The 19,796-nt window shown below is 69.0% G+C and carries 14 protein-coding genes; 9 read left to right on the plus strand and 5 right to left on the minus strand.

The features are described from left to right. Window positions 1-338: 338 nt before the first annotated feature. Entirely contained in the window at window positions 339-1,532 is a 1,194-nt protein-coding gene (locus A6A08_RS12020; protein WP_073702637.1) for a DNRLRE domain-containing protein, read from the minus strand. Window positions 1,533-2,605: 1,073 nt separating this feature from the next. Here A6A08_RS12020 and A6A08_RS12025 point away from each other — a divergent pair. Then, window positions 2,606-2,980: a hypothetical protein gene (locus A6A08_RS12025; protein ID WP_073702638.1), complete on the plus strand. Its 375-nt coding sequence runs from the start codon at window positions 2,606-2,608 to the stop codon at window positions 2,978-2,980. Here the strand turns inward: A6A08_RS12025 and A6A08_RS12030 are convergent. Further along, the gene (locus A6A08_RS12030) at window positions 2,971-3,366 is read right to left on the minus strand and encodes a hypothetical protein (protein WP_242422369.1); all 396 of its coding nucleotides are present in this window, start codon (window positions 3,364-3,366) and stop codon (window positions 2,971-2,973) included. The two genes, A6A08_RS12025 and A6A08_RS12030, sit on opposite strands and share 10 nt — an antisense overlap. 429 nt (window positions 3,367-3,795) lie before the next feature. Here A6A08_RS12030 and A6A08_RS12035 point away from each other — a divergent pair, with 429 nt between their 5' ends. Together A6A08_RS12035 and A6A08_RS12040 are read left to right on the plus strand one after the other, a co-directional pair. After that, on the plus strand, window positions 3,796-5,166 hold the full coding sequence (locus A6A08_RS12035) for a PQQ-binding-like beta-propeller repeat protein (protein ID WP_158069274.1): 1,371 nt from the start codon (window positions 3,796-3,798) through the stop codon (window positions 5,164-5,166). A gap of 175 nt (window positions 5,167-5,341) precedes the next feature. Beyond that, a complete protein-coding gene (locus A6A08_RS12040) occupies window positions 5,342-8,386 on the plus strand; it encodes an AAA domain-containing protein (RefSeq protein ID WP_073702641.1) in 3,045 nt (1,014 codons plus the stop codon). A gap of 60 nt (window positions 8,387-8,446) precedes the next feature. On the opposite strand, the gene A6A08_RS12045 is transcribed toward A6A08_RS12040, so the two are convergent. Further along, a complete protein-coding gene (locus tag A6A08_RS12045; protein ID WP_073702642.1) occupies window positions 8,447-9,667 on the minus strand; it encodes a hypothetical protein in 1,221 nt (406 codons plus the stop codon). Between the two features lie 280 nt (window positions 9,668-9,947). Here A6A08_RS12045 and A6A08_RS12050 point away from each other — a divergent pair, with 280 nt between their 5' ends. From A6A08_RS12050 to A6A08_RS12060, 3 genes are all read left to right on the plus strand, one after another. Next, entirely contained in the window at window positions 9,948-10,280 is a 333-nt protein-coding gene (locus A6A08_RS12050; RefSeq protein WP_073702643.1) for a hypothetical protein, read from the plus strand. A gap of 49 nt (window positions 10,281-10,329) precedes the next feature. Then, on the plus strand, window positions 10,330-12,075 hold the full coding sequence (locus tag A6A08_RS12055) for an alpha/beta hydrolase (RefSeq protein WP_338013124.1): 1,746 nt from the start codon (window positions 10,330-10,332) through the stop codon (window positions 12,073-12,075). A gap of 135 nt (window positions 12,076-12,210) precedes the next feature. Next, window positions 12,211-12,627 (plus strand): hypothetical protein, encoded by a 417-nt coding sequence (locus A6A08_RS12060; RefSeq protein ID WP_242422371.1) that lies wholly within the window; start codon window positions 12,211-12,213, stop codon window positions 12,625-12,627. On the opposite strand, the gene A6A08_RS12065 is transcribed toward A6A08_RS12060, so the two are convergent. Together A6A08_RS12065 and A6A08_RS12070 are read right to left on the minus strand one after the other, a co-directional pair. Beyond that, a complete protein-coding gene (locus A6A08_RS12065; RefSeq protein ID WP_073702645.1) occupies window positions 12,578-13,117 on the minus strand; it encodes a hypothetical protein in 540 nt (179 codons plus the stop codon). The two genes, A6A08_RS12060 and A6A08_RS12065, sit on opposite strands and share 50 nt — an antisense overlap. After that, a complete protein-coding gene (locus A6A08_RS12070; RefSeq protein WP_158069275.1) occupies window positions 13,084-13,572 on the minus strand; it encodes a hypothetical protein in 489 nt (162 codons plus the stop codon). The genes A6A08_RS12065 and A6A08_RS12070 overlap by 34 nt, the downstream gene beginning before the upstream one ends. A 660-nt stretch (window positions 13,573-14,232) precedes the next feature. Here A6A08_RS12070 and A6A08_RS12075 point away from each other — a divergent pair. The 3 genes from A6A08_RS12075 to A6A08_RS12085 all read left to right on the plus strand — a co-directional run bounded on the left by A6A08_RS12075 (window position 14,233) and on the right by A6A08_RS12085 (window position 19,205). After that, window positions 14,233-16,305 carry a bacteriocin-associated integral membrane family protein gene (locus A6A08_RS12075; protein ID WP_073702647.1) on the plus strand — a complete coding sequence of 691 codons (2,073 nt, stop codon included), beginning with the start codon at window positions 14,233-14,235 and terminating at the stop codon, window positions 16,303-16,305. 17 nt (window positions 16,306-16,322) lie between these two features. Then, a complete protein-coding gene (locus tag A6A08_RS12080) occupies window positions 16,323-16,955 on the plus strand; it encodes an ATP-binding cassette domain-containing protein (protein ID WP_073702648.1) in 633 nt (210 codons plus the stop codon). Window positions 16,956-17,120: 165 nt separating this feature from the next. After that, window positions 17,121-19,205, plus strand: a complete 2,085-nt coding sequence (locus tag A6A08_RS12085; RefSeq protein ID WP_073702649.1) for a hypothetical protein — start codon at window positions 17,121-17,123, stop codon at window positions 19,203-19,205. The last annotated feature ends 591 nt before the right edge of the window (window positions 19,206-19,796 follow it).

Genomic DNA, 19,796 nt, shown 5'->3' on the forward strand with positions numbered 1-19,796 from the left:
CGATGGCGGTCCGGAATCCTCCTGCGTGGTGCCCATGCACACAGGCGGTTCCGGACCACCGCGGCTTCCGGCGGCAGAGCCTCCTGCCGGGCTCCGCCGTAGGTGCGTCCGGCATCGGGGACGAACACCCCATCTCCCACCGGCGCGGAACCGTGCCGTCACCGCAGGCGGTCACTGCGCCCTGTGCCAGCCTGCGGCGAGACGGCTCCTTGACCGCTTCCGGGCCCCACCCCACCATGGCGCTCCGGGAGCGGCCCGCCCGACTCCCTCGGGCCACCGCCGATGCGTTCCTCCGCCCGACCGGATGCCGCATCGGGAGAGAGGGGTTCCGTCGTCCGTCAACCGGTTCCCCGCGGTCGGTCGACCGGGGTGCGGTCTCCGACCGGCGTGGTGCTCGGAGGCCCCCGGGCCCTGGGGGCCGCGTCCCCGTCCTGTCGCCGACGGCCGCCCGGAGCGGTCAGGCGGTCGGCCCGTTCCTCCCGCTGGAAACGGACCCGCTCACCCCCGGCCCGGAGCCGGCCGACGGAAACGAGGCCCTGGACACGGACGTCGTCGGTTCCCCCGGCCCCGGGGACGGTGCCGCCGGGAAGGGCGGGCCCTCCCGCGGACCGGGTGAGTGGAAGGTCCGGGGGCCCCTCGCCATGGACGACGGCTCGGCCACCGGGTGGCCCGGCGTCCGCGGCACCGTCCCGGGAGTCGCCCGGGGGGCCGGTCGGACCAGAGGCCGCGCCCGGGGCCGGCGGTGTGCTGTGGTCGACCACCAGCACCGGTGGGTCGTCCGCGACGTCGAAGCGGCGCCAGGCCGTGGTCCCGGACTCGTCGCGTTCCCCGAGCCGCAGGTGGATGTGGGGCTCTCCGTTGTCCACGGCCCACTGGTAGGCCTCGGTCACGTCGAACTCCACACCATCGCTCACGGGGCAGGCGGCCCGGCCGCCCCTGACCCTCCTGGTGTCGAGCAGCGCGCGAACCGCCGGCTGGTCGTTCCAGGTGGCCCCGCCGTCGAAGGGGTCGACCCGGTGCAGCTGCATGGAGGAGTCGCTGTCGCAGTCATAGGACCACACCACCTCGGTGCGCAGCACCGCGGAGTCCACGACGGTGCCGGGTCCGAGCGCGACCGGGAAACGGAACAGGGCCCTGCGGGTGTAGACGCGGTCCCACACGAGGCGCCCCGTGCCCACACTGGCGGTCTCGGCATCGCCGTAGAACCGGTCGGGAAAGGCGCGGTCCACGTAGGTCCACAAGGAGCTGCCGGCCTCGGTCCGGCCGTCGCCGGAGCGCACGGGGGCGGGAGAGCCGTCGGCCACGGAGGGGCCGTCGGATCCGGCCGGGTCGCGGGGTCCCCCCTCGACCGAGGCGGTCCTGCCCGGTTCACCGCTCCGCTCCCCCGGGGCGCCGCGCCCTTCGGAGACGGCCGCGCCATCGATGGCGGCGGAGGCCTCCTCGTCGGCTGCGGCGGGAGCGGCTCCCCCCAGTGAAACGACCAGGGCGTAAGCCGCACAAACCGCCGTCGCACGGGTCAGGGAACGACGCATTACGGTTGGTGCCTACACATTCCAGCTATGACAGAAAAATAATATGGGGGACATCCAAGCCCCTCTCGAACCGCAAGGAAGTTACCAAACTCCCACAGCGCCCCACAAACCCAGGGATATAAATACAGACCAAAACCATAATTACCACCGCTGGTAATACAGGCGCCACACAAACCCGCTCCATCCGAGCAGGCCAAATCGAACGTACGAACGATCTTTGTTCGACGCCCACCAGATATCAGCCCACGGCGGACCGGAAAACAGCCACCCCGAAGGGCGGGCAGGCGCTCACCGCGGCATCCCCTAGTACCGGGGCGGCACCCGCGTCCGCGACCGCTTCGGCACGACCCGCCCTGTCGCGTGAGGCGGCCCGGCCGCCGGGCACGCCCGCGATCCGCCCGCCCTCCTCGCAGACCTCCTCGTCCGAGGCGACGCGAGGCGGAGGAGTGTGGCGGGCGGGAACTCCCCGGTCAGTCGGACACCGGCTTCAGGTTGCCCAGGGAACCATCGATCGCAGAAATCCTGCGAGCTATTTTCGGCATACCAGAAAACGCGTATACACGGGCACAAATTTTCGGGAAGGGGTTTCCGCTGAACCGACAAGGAGCCAGCCCGCCGCATGCCGAGTGAAACCCGGGGCACCGGGTTGCTGACCGCCGGCCTGGCCGTTCTGGCCTTTTCGGTCCCCAGCTCTCCACGTTCTTCCCTCATCGAAAGGGGCACCAAGCCCCACAGGGTGAGGCGGCCACCCCCGGCGGGTGCATAGCGGATCCGGGTGAGGACATATGCGACACGGCCTGTGGGGAGCTGTGGGAAGGGGCCGACCTCGACGCCGCCAGGTTCTCCCGCACACTCCGGAGCCTCGGAGGCACCGCCGCCGAGGGCGAACCGTGGTTCGAACGCGATACGGATCCCTCATCCGGGTTCGCGCCCGGCTGGCCCGGTGCCGGCAAGGTATCCCCCGAGTGGGGCTGCAGGGGCTGGGCCGAACAGGAGCCCGACGAGGGCGTCCGCCTCATAGGGGTGGAGGAGGCCCGGGCGGGTGAATCCGCCACCGCGCTGGGACCAGCCCCGTGGCCGAGGACACCACGCACACCGCTTTCGAGGAGGCCGCCGCCGACCAGCGGGTCCTGAGCACCGAGCCCGCATGGCGCGAGTGCACGGCGGAGGCCGGCTACCCGGGCGAGGACCCCGACACCATCGGCTCGGGCAAGGACACCGGCGTGGACTCGGACGACACCGAGGCGGCCATGCGCAACGTGGAGTGCCGCGAGGGGGTGGAACTGACCCGGACCTACCTGGACGTGCTCTTCCAGATCCAGGAGCGCGAGATCGAGGCGAACCAGACGGCCCTGCGGGAGCGTTTCGAGGAGATGCAGGCCGCCCCAGGGGGGAGGGGGGGGAAGCCCTCCGAGGGCGGCACCCGGGCTGGCGGCGGTCAGTGGTAGAAACCGACGATTCCGTGGTCCTGCTCGGCCGCCTCCCGGATCCACTCCAGGACCGTGTGCACCGACTTGCGCATGGAGTAGTCCTCCAGGGCCTCCACCTGCTCGGTGGTCACGGCGCGCGCCTGCGACGCCGCCTGGCGCACGGCCTCCTTGCTCCACTCCTCGCCGTCCTCCTCTCCCATCCACAGGTCGTCCATACGCACCGCGTCCACGCCCAGGCCCGCCAACACCTTGTCCACCTCGGCGAACCACCAGAACTTCACCGGGGAGAAGGGGGCGTTGAAGAGGAAGCTCCCGTGGCGTTCGCACTGGCTCCGGTAGGAGGCCGGGTTCGCGTGGGAGATCCGCTCGGGGTCGACGCTGTAGGCCATCAGTCCTGAACTCATACCGCGGAATGTACGGACCGCCCACGACAAGGCGGATCGGCACCCGTGGCGGGGCCGTCAGGGTCGCGGATCTCCCCGGGACATGTTCCGGAGAGAGCTACACAGAGTCGTGTCTGTCCCAGCCCAGAAGACCGGACGAACTTCCCACAGTCCATCAGGGGAGACGTCGATGCCACCCCAGAGGACGTACACCTCAGTGGTTTACTACGGCGCGGAACCCATGGAGGGCTTCGCCATGGGCAACGGCTCCGAGGCCATGAGGAATCGACCAGGTACGGATCTCCACTCGGCTGGTGGAAGTCGCTCTGGAACCGGAGGACGGGCAACACACGACCAACAACACCGAGCCACGTCGAACATGTCGACAAGGTACGGAACATGAGGGATCGGTTGAAGACAGTGGCGGACCACGGCTCCATGATGCGTGCGATGACGAGACGACTGATTCCCGCTGCCGTCTGCGTGTCCGTACTCCTACTGCCGACCGGCTGTGGACTCTCCTTCGGTACCAGTCACACCACCCACGACGACGCGCGGGCACTGCCCTACCCCGATCAGGTGGAACGGGTCGGCTGGGAGTGGCGGCCTCCTGAGGGAACCCGCGTCATCGGCACCGTCCCCGTACCCACAGGGGTAGCCGTGGTACTCGATGACGGCTACGTCGTACTCGCCGGGGATACGGGCGAAGAACTGTGGGAGTACCGCGCGGAGGCCGCCGCCCTCGCGGCGTACGCCTCGCGCGACGGCGAATACCTGGCGCTGGAGGTCGAGGAGTCCGAGACCGGTTCCCTGCTGCTTCGATTCGACTCGTCCACGGGCGAGATCCTTGAGGAGTCCGCCCGTGACGAGGCGGGTGGTGACGACGCCGGAGTGGACGACAGCTCCTTCCACCGGTCCGTGGACGAGGGGACCATGGTCGTCCGCTCCTCCGCAGGTCCCGCGCTGACGGCGCTCTCCCTGGAGACAGGTGACCCGGTGTGGACCCGCGAGGAACCGGCCGAGTGCACCACCACCGACGGCCTGAACAGCAGCACCGACGATGCGATCGTCCTCGACGACGTGGTCGTGGAGGCGTTCACCTGCGCACCGAGCGTGGTACGCGACTTCGCCTACACCCGGGAGGAGGGTGACGTCGTCATCTCCGGCCTGGTCGGCCGCGATCTGCGGACGGGTGAGGAACTGTGGCGCTTCGAGGAGGACTTCGGCGTCGTCGCCTTCCAGTCCATCGATCATCGAAGCCTTGCCCCCCTCTCCGACCGGCACCTGGTGGTGAGGACGCTGAACTCCCCCAACATCCTCTTCGACGTGTCGACGGGCGAGGTCATCGGTGAATGGGAGGGCGCGGTCACCGGAGTACTGGAGGACGGGTCGGTCGTGGTCTGGTACGCCCGCGACGGGGAGTACCGGCGTGAGGCCCCCGGGGGAACGACACTGGCCACCCTGCCCAACCCCGCTGAGGCGGTACCGGACACCTCCGACGTCACAGGGCTGGGGGCGGGCGACTCGATCGTCCTGGCAGAGGGCGTCGTCAACTCCGGTGAGCACTCTCTCGGGCCGGACGCGGAAATCTGGTTCCACGGCTGGGACTCCGGAGACGACCCCGTTGTGATCGATGTGAGCCAGGTCGGCGCCGAGGACACTGAAGCACGACCCTCCATTACTGCCGTTCCCGGCGCCGTGGTGCTCGACTATGCGGGAGCGGCGACGACGGCCGTCAGGTGCTTCTGGGACTCACCTGATCACTCCCTTACTACGGCAGGGTTCACGGCCTCGTGGAGGGACGGGCACACCCCAGGCTGAGGAAGAGCGGTCGGCCAGGGACGTGCTCTGTTCGAGAGACCCTTACTGTGCCGTGTGTTGCCGCCCACAAGCGCCTTGGAAAACCCGGAGCACCCGAACGCCTCCGGAACGTCACCGGCATCGGGCATACTCCTGGACGCTGTTCCCCTCGTGCTGACGACCCCGAAAGGGCTCTGTGACTTCCCCGAGCACACTTCCCGAACCAGCCGACCAGTTCATCACAGCGATCGACAACGAGATCAGGGCGATCCTCGCCGACTCGGCCACCAACAAGGACAAGCTCCCCCTCAAGGGCGGAAAGCGTGTCCAGGTCGGTCACGGCGAGACCCCCCACGCATACCTGTTCTCCTGCACACGTTGGAAGGACTCCTTCGAATCCGACCGGTTGCTGGTCCGGCCCTCCAGGTCCAAGGACCCCTGGGATTACGCCACAGCCACCGCCCACCCCAACGGCAAGGTCCTCGTCACCACCCGAACCGACCTCGGAGGCCAGCCCGGCAACGTCCAACTCCGTGAGGACGACACCCACCTTCTGGAGTCCCTCGCCGACCGCATCCGGGACTCCGGACAGCGCCCCGGCCCCGTCAACCCGACCACCGCCGGTTGGATCCTCGGTGGCGGTGAGCCCTCCGTGGGGCGTGTGACCGCCCCGCACCGGCTCATCAGCGGGTACCGGGACATGCCCCTGAACCCGGGGCAGCGCCGGGCCGTGGAACAGGCTCTCGGCAGCGGCATCACCTTCGTGTGGGGACCGCCCGGTACCGGCAAGACCGAGGTGGTCTCCCTCATCACCGAGGGCTCGTACCGTCTCGGCGAGCGGGTCCTGTTCCTCGCCCCCACCAACGTGGCCGTCGACCAGGCCCTGGAACGCGTATGCGAGCGTTTGGAGGGTGAGGAGGACTTCGACAGCGGCCTGGTTCAACGAGCCGGTGACATCGAGGTGGCCTCACTCCGGGAGAGGTTCGGGTCGGTGATCGACCCGGAGATGGTAGTCGGGCGCCTGGGCGCGGACCTGGCAGCTCAAGCCGAGGAACGGGAAGGGTTCCTGAAGACCGCCGGTGAGCAGCGCGCCGCCCACGAACGCCTCGCCCGGGCCGAAGCGGAGCTGGCCCAAGCCCGGTCTCTGGAGCGGGAGACGACCGACGAGGCCTCAGCACGCGAGGCGGAGGCGACCAGAGCCCAGGCGGACCTGGAACAGGTGGCGGAGAGCATCCGGCTCATCGGGACTCCCTCAGGAATATTCGCCAAACGCAAGGCCGAGCGTCTCGCCACCCTGGTGGACCGGCAGGAGCGGCTGGGGTCCACCCTGGGCGAGGCCCTGCGCCACCGTGACGCCGCGACGGGACGCCTCGGCCAGATCGCCCGAACGGTGTCCGCCCGTGTCCGGGAACGGGACGCCGCCCACGAGGCGACGCGCGGCCTCCCGTCCCCTGCTGTGCTCGACGAGCGGATCGGGCAGGCCGAACGTGAACTCGAGGAGGTTCGCGAGAAGCTGGACGGACTGCTCGAAGAGGTCCACTCCAGGTGCCGCGTCATGGGCACGACCCTCGCGAAAGCCCTGCGGTCGCGCAACCTCATGGGTGACGTAGACACCGTGATCATCGACGAGGCGGGCATGGTCGACCTCCCCTCCGCATGGTGTGCGGCGGGGCTGGCGGGCAAGCGCGTCGTCGTGGCCGGGGACTTCCGGCAGCTTCCCTCCATCACCCAGGGATCGGATTCCAAGGCCCTCGGCCCGGAGGAGAAGCACCACTCACGGCAGTGGATGGACCGGGACGCCTTCCACGCCGCGGGGTTGGTGGACTCCACCGGCCGGGTGGGTGACGATCCGCGCCTGGTCAGTCTGGACACCCAGTACCGCATGCGCCCCGACATCTGCTCCGTCGTCAACGAGGTCGCCTACCCCGACGCACCTCTGAACACCGGACGCGGTGACGCCTCCCGCCTGCCGTACTCGCCGCTCATGGACCGAGCGGTGGTACTGGTGGACACCTCGGCCAGGCGGGTCGCGTTGAAGGAGTGGGACAAGCACCAGACCAACAAAGTGCACGAGGCCGTCATCCATGAGCTGGTTCGCGGCCTCCAGTACGACGGGGTCCTAACCGGACGCAAACACGAGGAACCCGGATCACCGGCCGAGCTGATGGCGGTCATCTCTCCCTACCGGAAGCAGGTGAACCATCTGAGGAGCAGTCTGAAGCATCGGTTCGGCGCGGAGTACGAGGGTCTGGCCGACACGGTGCACCGGTTCCAGGGCAGCCAACGCCCACTCGTCATCCTGGACACCGTGGCGGGGGCGGGGAAGAAGCCCGGTCGCTTCTATGAGGGCAGCGGCCTGTCCTCGGACACCACCCGCCTCCTCAACGTGGCGCTGAGCAGGGCCCAGGACCACCTGGTGGTCGTCGCCGACGTGGAATACCTACGGCAGCACCTGCGGCCCAACAGTGAGACGGTGCGCCTGCTCGCCACCCTGGAGCGGACGGCCCAGCGGATCCCGGTGGAGGAGCTCGTTCCCGTCCGCAGCGCGGGTGACCTGAGCGGCTTGAGCGAGGACGAGTTGCGGCGTCCGGCGTTCTTCCCCGCCGACGAGGTGGAGAGGGCTCTGTCCTGGGACTTCGAGCAGGCCGAGAAGAGCATCGAGATCTACAGCGCCTACCTCAACGTGGCTCCGGTCGGGCGGTGGCTCGAGCGCCTGTCCCGGCGCATCGAGCGGGGGGTGCGGGCCATCGTGTACACCCGCCCACCGAGCGACTTCGAGCAGAGTCAGGGTGAACGGCAGGAACGGCTGATCCGACAGATGCGTGAGAAGGGATGCGACGTCGCCGTCAGGCCCCGGATGCACGAGAAGGTCGTGGTCCTGGACGAGTCCGTTCTCTGGCACGGCTCGCTCAACCTGCTGGCCAGTCGCGGTGCCACCGACCTGATGATGCGCCTGACCGACCCCACCGCCTGTGCCCGCGTGCGGCGGATCGTGGACAACGCCTACCAGGACCAGCCGATGAGCCCCCGGAACCGCTGGCAGCCGTCCCCGGGAGACGAGGCCCACCAGGGTCCCGTCCCTGAGGTGGGGAAGGTGGTGAACAACCGCCTGTACGTGAACGTGCCCAAACACGAGAAGGAGATGGCCAAGCGGGAGGTCAGGGCCCAGTGGCACAAGGAGGTCGGGCTCTGGTGGGTCCGACCGGACACACCCCGGGAGAAACTCACCCGCTGGCTGTGAACCCGTCTCGCCCGTACCCGTCCTCGCCCTGGTACGGGCTTCCTGGCTGAACAGCGGGGCTCACAGTCGTTCCAGGGGACCGCCCCGTCCCATGAGGCCGTCGAAGTGGGCGATCAGGCGGCGCACCTGGCCCGGGTCACGGACCAGCACGCCCGTCTCGATGTTGTGGTGCAGGGGTACCCGGTGAGGTTGGCGCGGGCGTCGTCCCGGAAGTCGGTGTCGTCGTGCACCAGGCGGGCGTCGGGGTCCTCCACCCTGGCCCTCTGGCGCTCGATCCAGGCCCGGTATTCGGTGACCAGGGGGCGAGGGCCTGCCCCACGCTCGGGGCCGTGCCGTCCTTCCGTCCCAGCACCGCCATGTCCACGACCAGGTCCGCGAGTTCGGGAAGGTCCCCGTCCTTGCCGGCGGCGGGGACGTCGGTGTGCCGGAGCTCGTGGCCGGGAACGGTGGAGGTGCCCACCCGGACGGCCCTGAGCGGGTCGCCGGGGCCGTCGTGACGGTGACGGCGGTGCTGTGCCCGACCACGAACTCGGCGTGGAAGCGGTGGGTCATGGCCAGGTTGCGGTGTTCGTCGCGGTCGCTCTGGTCACCGCCGGAGAAGCTCTCCGGGCGGGGGACGAACACGGGGCTGTGCCCGTCGGCGGCGGTCAGGGCGAGCTCGGCCTGGAAGAGCCATTTGCTCTGGGAGCTCTCCTTGCCCTGCTGGCCGTTGACGAGGAAGAGGGTGACCAGGCGGCGGCCATCGTAGGAGCGCACCCGGCCGCGCAGGACGACCGCGGGGAGTCCGGGGTCGGGCTCGATCTGCTGGAGCAGCGTGTCGTGTTCGGGAAGGGGGACCCGGACCTCGGCACTGTGCGGATGGCGCCGGTACGGGCGGCCCTCGCCCTCCGGGGTGGCCACGCTCCGGTAGACCGCCCAGGACGCGTGGGCGAGCAGTCCGGTGGTGCCGGGCTCCACGCACACGGTGAAGCCGTGCGTGTTGCAGAACATGCTGGGAACGGAGGGCACCTCGGGCTCGGTGTCACCGGTGTCGGCGTCGGCCATGCTCACCGACTCGTGCACCCCGGACTCGGCGAAACGGTCCGGGTCGTCGGGGGCGACGAGGGCACCGTTGGGCGCGAGTCTGCCGAGGATGTAGCGGTCGGTGACGCGCTCGGTGGTGGATAACTGCTCGTGCTCGTCACCGCCGACCGGTCCGTAGAGGTCGCCTACGACCAGTTCTTCGAGTTCGGCCCGGATCTCACGTGGTGTCGGGGGTGTGAGGGCCCTGTCAGCGCCCATGGCACAAGGCTAGAGGTCGGTGGGGACAGGACGCCGGGTGGTTCCGGGCCCCCGAGGACGGGTGCGGAATGCGTGACCGGTTCGCTGTGGCCGCAACCGGCCAGGGCATCGGCTTTTCGCTGTCACCCCACGTCACAGGCGTTCTCGCGAAGTCCGCACGCTTCACGGAGGCGCTACCCAGAGGTGACTCTTAGCCATTAATCATAACATTCTGGTACACATTGATCCGTTCGCTCCCCCGCGAACGTCTCCCTACTCCCTCATAACCCCTGGAGCCCCCATGTCCGCTGGCACGGGTGTCAACCCGTACGAGGCCATGTCCGAGGCCGACAAGGCCGAGGAGATGTCCGAGTCGATGGTCTACCTCGGGATCGACTTCGAGGCGGCGGTCGAGGACCTCCGGGGGGCGGTGTCCAGCCATGTGGCCGCGGGCCTGGACGACTACGAGGTCGCCACCTTCGAACACATCCAGGCGGTCGCCCGCAACGGGATCGCGCTGGCGGTGAACGTGCAGGGAGCCGACATCGAGATCCTCGACACCGACCACGAGAACTCGGAGTCCTACCAGGAAGGCCTGGAGGCGTTGGACATCCGCATCAACGACGTCAGCTGATCCCTCCCCGGACCTCCTCCCAGAGCCCTCGTAGGAACGGAAATCCCCCGTGTCCATCGCCAGCATGTCAAGCGGCCTTCCCCCGGACATCGACGCCGACGTCCCCGCCATCAACAGCGGCGCCGATGCCCTGGACAGGATCTGCGCCACGATGTACGGCAGAGCAGAAGGCCTCGACGGCCAGTTCAACGGCGCGGCCAACGAGTTCACCGACCTCATCGCCTGGGACATCAGCACCGCCTCAGCCAAGGACCTGATGTCCTGGCAGGAGGCGGGCAGTGCTCTGACCCACGGCGCGGCGGTTCTGCGACTGTGGGGCGAGGACATCGAGGCCTACCGAGAGGTCCGCACGGAACTCCTGGAGCGCTGGGAGAGGGCCAAGGTCGACGCCCAGGCCCGCGTTGACCACCCCATCGCCGACGCCACTGCCAGCGGCGTCACGGGGGGCCTGGCCGCAGGGATCTTCGACGCGGTCACCAACAGCGAGGCGGAACGCGAGGCCCAGGAGGTCATGGCGCTGAACGGGCTCAGCTGCGAGCTCATCGTCGAGCACAACGCGGCCTGGGAAGTGCTGATGGACCAGGCCGACCAGGTCAAGAAGGACCTGAGGAACGGCCCCAGTGAGCAGACGATGGAACGCCTGGTGGAGGCCGGCCACCTGAGCTGGAACCATGCCGGTTTCCTCCCCGCCGGGGACCTCCCCCTGGAGGAGTTCACCGAGAACGCCGACCCGGGTGCCGTCAGCACCTGGTGGAACTCCCTGAGCGAGGCGGAACGGGACGCCGCCATGAACGAGCATCCCGAGATCCTGCGCGACCTGGACGGCATTCCCGCGACCGTGCGCGACGAGTTGAACCGCGAGCATCTGGAAGACGAGATCGAACGTGCAGAGGAAGAGGTCGAACGCCTGGAGGAGGAAGCCGCCGAGATCATCGAGGACCGCTCCGGAGGCGAGAGGACCTTCGACGAGGATGTCGACCCGAAGCTCTTCCCCGATCTGGCCCAAGCAAGGGAGGACCGCGACGTTCTGAAGGAGCTGCGGGAGAGCCTGGACAACGAGAACAAGGAGGAGGGAGAGGAGGACAAGTTCCTCCTGGCCTTGGACCCCACGGGGGAGACGGGACGGGCGATCGTCGCGGTGGGCAACCCCGACACGGCCGACAATGTGGGCACCCTTGTTCCGGGAACCAACACCACCTGGCAGAGCATCGGTACCCAGATGGACCGGGCCGAGTGGCTACAGCAATCAACTGATCTCGCAGCTTCCGAGGGAACCGCGAACTCCGTGATCGCCTGGATCGGATACGACACCCCCAAGAACGCCGGAGCCGCCTCTCCGACCTACGCCGAGAACGCCACAGACCCCCTCAGCAGCTTCCAGGAAGGCCTGCGCGCCACTCACGAGGGAGAGCCGTCGAACAACACGGTCATCGGACACAGTTACGGTACGACGGTGGTGGGGCACACCGCACAGAGCGCAGGCGGGATCGACGCCGACGAGCTGGTGTTCGTTGGCAGTCCCGGCGTCAACGCCGACCATGTCAGCGAACTGGGCTTCGATCCCGACGACGTGCACGCCTCGACAGCAGCAAACGACAACATCAGCTTCACAACCGGTTCCGTCCACGGCGAGGACCCCACCAGTGAAGAATTCGGGGCCACCCAGTTTCCCTCCAATACAGGATCCGAATTCGAAATAAAAAACTTCCCCCTCGGAGCCGCCCACTCAGAGTACTTCAAGGTAGATAGCAAATCTTGGGCGTACATGGGCGAGGTCATCGCCGGGCAGCACTAACAAGGACAGGAACGAAGCGTGTACTGGCGAACATGGTCCAGCTGGGTCGGCATCGTCGTGTTGCTGGTCTCAGGCTGCGGCGGACACGAACAAACAGCACAGTCCACAGACGAAACAGCGACGCAGGAAGAACCGATGGAACAGGCACTGAACACCGAAGAAGCGGTGGAGCGTCTGGAGGAGCACATCACGAACACCGTGGCCGTTCTTCCAGAGACGCTGGAACTCGAACCGGTCGGCCCTGTCATCAAAGGCGCCAGCTGTGACGATCCGACAGACGGAGGCTCACAGGACCGGGTCATGGCCGCTAGAAGCTACTGGCTGACGGGCCTCCCGGTGGAGGACAACGAGGCCAACGCCGAACTGCTCCATCAGTACTGGACCGACCACGGTTACGTCATGGTCCACGACGACCGTCCCGACGACATGTACATCGCTGTTCGAAACGAAGAGGACGCCTTCTCCCTGGCTCTGAGGAGCAATATCGATGGCAAACTCTCCATCAGCGCTTCGTCCCCCTGTTTCTGGCCGGAGGGCACCCCGCCCGCGTAGGGGCAACGATCCCGCGGACGCGCTTGAACGCCGGGGCAGCCGAACACCCGACAGAGAGCGCGGAGCCCTCTCCCTTCTCATGGGCGGCCCCCGGAGTGCGAGCCGCCCTCTTCGACGCCCCCCGCGCGTTCAGGAAGCGACGTGCATCCAGGGGCGGGCGGCGGGCGGTTCGGCGTGTGACTACAGGAGACCGCGTCGGACGGAACAGCGAGCCACCATAGGCGGGTAGACGCAGGTCCGGGTGCTCGGCACCATCGTGGATCCCCGCGAAGAGCGCGGGCAGGCGCGGCCACGCCGCCGCGCGCCGGTCCCCGGCCTCCTCGCCGATCTGGTTGCGGTCGTCCGCCAGCTGATCGTGCACCCGGGTCACCGAGGAGTACTCGGCGTACAGGTCGTCGGTGGGCAGCAACCACTGCTCCTCCGCATACAGCAGGAACACCAGGCGCATGAGCACCGTCAGCGCGCCCTTGTACACCTCGCGCTCGCCCACGTGTTCCAGGGGAACCGGCCGCTGGACCCACGGTCGATGCGGGCGATCTCGGCGACCAGCGGTTCCACGGCCTGCCGGACCCGCTGACCCAGGTCCTCGGTGAGATCGCTCTGCTTCTCGATCGTCCTGGCGAAGAGCACGGCCGTGGAGTCCGTGAAGGTCCTGCCGTCCTTGGCCGTGGCGGGGATCTGGACCCGCCGACTCTCCAGCAGCGCGGTGAACGCCTGGAAGAGGACGGGCTCCTCAGACCACAGGCCGGCGTCGAACACACCCACCGAGGTGGACTCACCCTGGCGGGCGTGCACCAGCGCCCACAACTGGCCATCGGTGACCAGGGACAGCGGAACGCCCGGCCCGCGGCTGCGTGCCGCAGCGGCCTCCACGGGTGAGGGTCGATCGGCGCTCGACTCGGCGGGGTTGGCGCCCCACGGCTCGGAGGATCCGGTGGCGCACACACACGACCTCCAGCGAGAACGCAACCTGCTGTTCGTGGCCTGCACCCGTGCCGGGACACGCTGTCCGTCTCCTACACGGGCCACCCCAGCCCCTCCCTGCCGAAACAGCCCGAACAGGCCGTGTGAAGCTCGAACAGCTCCGGCGTATGGGACGGCTGCTACAGCCACAGCCCGACGCGTCGACCGAATCTCCCCCGCCCGTTTCGGTTCGTGCTCCGTCCATCCTTCGAATCCAGGATTCCCTGACCACTGACAAGATCGTATGGTCAAGGCCTTTCGTACGCCAGGAACGTGCCGGGGGAGCGCCGCACTCCGCCTTGGCGCGGTCGCCCGCTCCGGACTCGGATCGAGGGGTGTCCGAGGTCGGGAGTGAGCCGAACCCGCCGAAGGGCACTGGTCCTATCGCGTCCGCGAGGCCTTCGGGTTCGTCTTCGCCATGACCGGACACGGCCATGCCCCTGCTTCGGAACGAACACCCAGGTGGGGCGGGGCCGCCATCCGAGAACGGATGTTCATGCAGGTCAGCGAAGTTTGTCGTATCCGGGTGATCACTGTTAGCTTCCTTGCCGGTCGCCGACCACCGGCCGCCGACCGTTCCGGGGACCCCGCCGACGCAGTCTCACCGGCGGGTTCGCCATATCCGCCTCCCAGGACCCCCAGGTGCCGAACCGCATTCTCTCCTTCGCCTACACGGCCTGCGTCGCCTTCGCGGCGCTCATCGCCTTCCTTCTCGCCGCCACCGCCGAGCAGACCATGTACGTCCTCGAGGACTCGGAGATGCTGTGGATCACCGAGGACGACGGGACTCACCACACCGACGACGTGGCACGCACCGTTCAGGAGATCGCCGACGAACACGGCGCCGCCATCGGCTACACCGTCCTCGACGTCCACGAACCGTCATCAAGAGCCCACATGTACCTGGCGGTCTCCGACCCCGCATCCCACCACGCGGATTGGTTGGAGGAGGGATACCCGTCCTTCAGCCGCAGCTTCACCGTCGAGACCCACCCCCTCGACGAGTTCGGTGACGTGGGACCCAAGGGCCACTATCTGATCTTCGACGCGCCCCAGGCCGAGCCCGCCCTGCGCGAGGCGCTTGCCGACCACGGCCTGCGCGAGGCCCCGGGCATCCAATTCACCCAGCTGTGGCACTTCTTCACAGGCGGCCGCCTGTTCAACCTCGCGGCCGTCGCACTGCTCGGCACCGTCACCGCCGTCGGTGCCGGGGTCCTGCTCTCCTCCCGCGACTACGCCGTCATGCGCCTGCAGGGCCACTCCTACATGAGCGTCCTGCGCAAGGACCTGCTCAGGACCACCCGTCTGTGCGCGATCGCGCTGCCCGTGGTGACCGCCACCGTCCTGACCTTCCTCGGCTTCTACAACGGCTGGAACCAGCTCGGCTTCTACGTGCCCCTGGCACTGGCTTTCCTGGGAATGCTCGCCGTACCCTGCCTGGCCGTGCACGCCGCGGTGCTCGGCCTGGTGCACACCACCGGCATCCTGCCCGCTCTCAAGGGCCGCCTACCGGTACGCAGCACCACCGCCGCGATCTACCTGGTGCGCGTTCCCGTACTGGTGCTGACCCTGGTCATCGTCGGCTCCATCATCCTCAGCGCGCAGAACGCCCGGGACCAGCGCATCGGGTTGGACCTATACGAGCAGTACGGCGACACCTCACGGCCCGCCCTGAGCGCCAACTACGGCTGGTCCGACCCCGAAGCCGTCGACGACGAACTCGGGCCCTGGCTGCGCAGGGTAGACGCCGCAGGAGACATGGTGCTGGCGGTCCACGTGAGCCCGCTCGAACTCCTGCCCGGTGATCCGGCCAACCCACGGCCACCCGGCGTGGACGACCCCGTCCTCATCGTCAACGACACGTACCTGACCGAGCAGGAAGTCCTCTCGCCGTCCGGGGAGCGTTACGGACCGGGCGAAAGTATCCGCGTCATCGTGCCCGACTCCGCCTCCGCGCATGCCGACCAGCTGGCCGAAGGCGTGACCGGCTGGCTGGAGGCGAACGGCACGGCCGACCGCGACTTCGATATCGAGGTGCTGCCGGCCGCCGACGACCAGACGGTGTTCACCTACGGCTCCAACACCTTCAGCGGACCTCTGTTCCTTCCCCTGCTGCACGAACCGGTCATCATCGCCCTGCCCAACGGGGAGGTCATGTCTGACACCGGCTACGTCAGCCACATGTCCGGAGGAGACACCGTCTTCCCCGATCCGGACGTGGTCGAGGAGTACCGCGCCGACAACCCGCAGGCGTCCCGCTACATCTCCATGGTCGAAATGCTCACCACCAGCGCGTTGAAGGAGCACGCCACCACCCTGACCGCACTGCGCAGCGAGGTGTTCAACCTCGTGGGGGCGAGCGCCGTGCTGCTGCTGACCGCCACGGCCGCGTGCGTCATCCACGTGCGCACCCGCGCGCAGGCCGTCTTCGCGCGGCACATCAGCGGATGGACCTTCGTCGCCATCCACCGGCGGCTACTGGCCGTCGAGGCGATCATCGCTGTGGCGTTCGTGGGATGGGCCACGTGGGACACCGTCACCACCCTGGCCGCGGCCGACGACCCGACCAGACCCCCGTCTCCCGGCCCGATGCCCACCAGCGGGATCGAACCGTTCTACGCCGTGGGCATCGCGCTGGCCTCCCTCGCGATCACCCTCGGCGCGCTCTCCGTCCTCCACCGCCGCATCGTCCGTGAAGGCTCCTCGCAGGCCTGACGCACCCAAGGAACACCATGATCACCCTGAAGAACCTCGCCAAGTCCTTCGGCCAGCGCACCCTGTGGGAGGGGCTCGACCTGACCGTCCGCTCCGGGGAGATGCTCGCCCTGGTCGGCCCCTCCGGCTCGGGCAAGACCACCCTGCTCAACTGCATGGGCCTCCTGGAGGACCCGAGCGGCGGCGACATCGTCCATGACGGCAGGAGGCTCAACCGCCTCGGTCCCGGGGGACGGCGCCGCTTCCGCCGCGACCACCTGGGATACCTGTTCCAGAACTACGCGCTGATGGAGAACGCCACGATCAGGGTGAACCTGGACGTGGCCGGGCGCGACCGCGGGCTCCAGGCCGAGGCACTGGAGCGCGTCGGCCTGGCCGGACGCGAGAGGGAGAAGGTGCACCATCTGTCCGGCGGTGAACAGCAGCGCGTCGCCCTGGCCCGCCTGATGGTCAAGCAGCCCTCCCTGGTGCTGGCCGACGAGCCGACCGGCGCCCTGGACGAGGACAACGGGCGCATGGTCATCGACACCCTGCGGGAGATGGCCCGCGAGGGGTGCGCGGTGGTGGTCGCCACGCACAACGACAACGTGCGCGAGGCCTGTGACGTGGTGTTCGACGTCCAGGACCAGCGCCTCACCACCGCCGTGTAGAGCCGGCGCGTCCCGCGCGGAGGAGCGGGCGGTGTCCCCCGTCCACGGAGAGGGCATGCCCGGTGATGCCCGGCACCGCCCCGCCCCAGGACGCCCGTCCCCCGTACGCTCGGCCCGCTCCCCCGCCCCGTCGACCCGCGGCCCACCCAGACCGGAAAACCCCTCATGCTCCATCGCGGCGTCACCTTCGCCCACGCCACCTTCCTCGTGCTCTCGGCCCTGCTGTCGTTCCTGGTGGTCCGTGAGTTCCTGGAGGCCACGCCCGGCCCCCTGGCGACGCTCGTGCAGGTGCGGGGCGCCGACGAGGCGGCCGGTCGGGACGGCGTCCACGAAGCGGTCGCCTCCTTCACCGAGGAGCACCGGGTGAACATCGCCCTGGAGGTCACCGACCCGCGGGATCCGGGCGGTGTCCGCCACCTGTACCTGGCGGTGGGCGCACCCGAACAGCCCGGCGGATCCTGGCTCGAACAGGGCTATCCCGGCCTCTCCCCCGGATACCGCACCGAGGTCCACTCCTGGGCCGAGGCCGCCGACCTGGACCCGCGTGGGGCCTACCACCTCCTCGGCCCCGAGGAGGGGGCGCACGCGTTCGTCGACGCCGTGTCCGCGTACGGGCTGGACGCACACCTCGCCCCCGCCCACGAGAACGACGAGTGGTTCAAGGTCGCCCGGGACGGTGCCTTCTCCGACGCCTTCGCCATCGCCGTCCTGTACGGAGTGGTCGCCGTCGGCACCGGTGTGCTCCTCAACGCCCGCTCCTACGCCGTCCTGCGCCTGCAAGGCATGTCACCGGCCCGTATCCTCCTGCGCGACCTCGTACAGCTGGCGCGGTTCTGGGCGGTGGCGGCCCCGGGCGTCGCGGCGGCCGCGGCGGGCCTTCTCCTGCTCCACGGCGCCCTGTCCCGCGCCGGGCTGCTCCTGGAGGTGGCCCTGTCCTACCTGTCCGTGTTCACCGCCGTCGGCCTGGCCACGCACGCCGCCGCGCTCGCCCTGGTGCACGTCCCGGGCATCGTTCCCGCCCTCAAGGGCAGGCTGCCCGCGCGGCTGGCCACCGCCGGCGCCTACGCCGTCCGCGTGCCCGCCCTGGTCCTCGTGCTCGGCCTCACCGCGAACCTCGCCCTGAGCCTCCAGGTCCTCCAGGGTCAACAGGAGGGACAGGCACTCTTCGCCGAGGCCGACGGTGTCTCCCGCCTCCACTTCGCACAGAACGTGGACGAGCTGTACGAGCAGGAGACGACCGAGGAGTTCGGCGAGTCCCTGCGCACTCTGGAGGCACGGGGACGACTGCTCCTGGCCGCACCCTCGGACGACACCTCCACCCTCGGTGGGACGTCCCGGTCCCTGCCCGGAGGCCTCGCCATGATCGTCGTCAACGACGCCTACCTGGAACGGCACCCCGTCCTGGGCCTCGCGGGGGAGTCGCACGGCCCCTCCTCCGGGGGCGGGGTGCGCGTCCTCGTCCCGGGGACCCACGCCGACCTGGAGGACGCCCTCGGCGAGGAGGTGGGGCGCCGGCTGCGCGAGTCCTGGGAGGAGGCCGGGGACACGCCCCCGAGGGTCGGCGTCGAGACGGCGCTCAGCCGGCCTGGGCAGCGATTGTTCACCTACGGCGCCACCCCCATGGGAAACCGGAGCGGCATCCCCTTCGTCCAGGACCCCGTGGTCGTGGCGGTGCCCAACGGCTCCGAGATCCTGCGCCCCGCCCGCTACCGCGACTACGCCATGAGCGGCGCCGCCCTCGTCCTCGACGGCGGGAAGGACACCGCCGTGGAGGAGTGGGCGCTGCCCGCCTACCTCGACAGCGTCCAACCCGTGGCCCTGAAGGCCGCCGACGAGTACCGGGATGCCTCCTTCCAGGTGCGCATGGAGGGGTTCGCCCTCGCCGCGGCGATCGGTGTCCTGTTCATCACCGGGATCACGGTGTGCGTCGTCCACGTCCGCACGCACGCCCAGGCGGTCCTCGCCCGCCACCTGCACGGCTGGAGCTTCCCGGCCACGCACCGGACACTGCTGATGCTGGAGGTGCCGCTGGCGGCGGCCTTCGTCGGATGGGCCGGGTGGAACTCGGCCCGGGCCCTGGCACTCCTGCGCGACCCGGCTTTCCCCGCTCCGGCCCCGTCGATCGTCCAAGCCCTCACCCTGGAGCCGTTCCTGGCGGCGGGGACCGCCGCGCTGGGGCTGGGTCTGGTGCTGGCCGTGCTGGCCCTCCTCCACCGCCGCGTCGTCCGCGAGGGCACCGCCGAGGCCTGACACGGGTCACTCGGCCACCGCGGCTCCCACGGAGAGGCAGGCGGGGAGTGCCGATACCGGCCACCGGAAGGTCAGGCGCCGGTGAACCCCCCCGTTGCGGAGTGCCGAGCCCTGGGGTCCGTGTTCGGCACGTCAGGTGACCGCGGCCGCCGACGTGATCGTGCGGGACCGGCCCGTGTAGACGACGACCGCTCCCGGGACCACGAGGACCCCGCCCACTCATTCTGAGAAAGACCCCTGCCCAGGACGTCCTCGACGGTGCTGGGAGCAGAGCCGTCCCAGGGGTGGCTCGTCAGCGTGAACGGACCCGGAGTGTCCCCTGTCCATTCGACCGTGTGGAGGACCTCGTCAGCGGCACTCGGGTTCCAAGGAGTTTCCTCCTCCAAGGGTGACAGCTCCAGCGTGTGCACGGGTGCGCCGTGGGGCCGGTCAGGGCGAGGGTTGAGGGTCCTGCCCGTGCCCAGGAGTACACCGTCTCCGAGAATGCTGTCCCATCTCTCTTCCGGGTTCTGGTCCTCCCAGTGGCCTGTCCCGACCACCTGACCGGTCGCCGTGTCGATGGTGAAGTAGGCCTCGGTCTCGCAAGGTGCC

Origin of the sequence: Nocardiopsis sp. TSRI0078, from assembly GCF_001905145.1 — a bacterium.
GTDB lineage: Bacteria > Actinomycetota > Actinomycetes > Streptosporangiales > Streptosporangiaceae > Nocardiopsis.

Coding starts and splice junctions, on each gene's coding strand:
- A6A08_RS12020 (WP_073702637.1), bottom strand. CDS start 1,532: ATGCGTCGTTCCCTGACCCGTGCGACGGCGGTTTGTGCGGCTTACGCC.
- A6A08_RS12030 (WP_242422369.1), bottom strand. CDS start 3,366: ATGAGTTCAGGACTGATGGCCTACAGCGTCGACCCCGAGCGGATCTCC.
- A6A08_RS12035 (WP_158069274.1), top strand. CDS start 3,796: ATGACGAGACGACTGATTCCCGCTGCCGTCTGCGTGTCCGTACTCCTA.
- A6A08_RS12045 (WP_073702642.1), bottom strand. CDS start 9,667: ATGGGCGCTGACAGGGCCCTCACACCCCCGACACCACGTGAGATCCGG.
- A6A08_RS12050 (WP_073702643.1), top strand. CDS start 9,948: ATGTCCGCTGGCACGGGTGTCAACCCGTACGAGGCCATGTCCGAGGCC.
- A6A08_RS12060 (WP_242422371.1), top strand. CDS start 12,211: ATGGAACAGGCACTGAACACCGAAGAAGCGGTGGAGCGTCTGGAGGAG.
- A6A08_RS12080 (WP_073702648.1), top strand. CDS start 16,323: ATGATCACCCTGAAGAACCTCGCCAAGTCCTTCGGCCAGCGCACCCTG.
- A6A08_RS12085 (WP_073702649.1), top strand. CDS start 17,121: ATGCTCCATCGCGGCGTCACCTTCGCCCACGCCACCTTCCTCGTGCTC.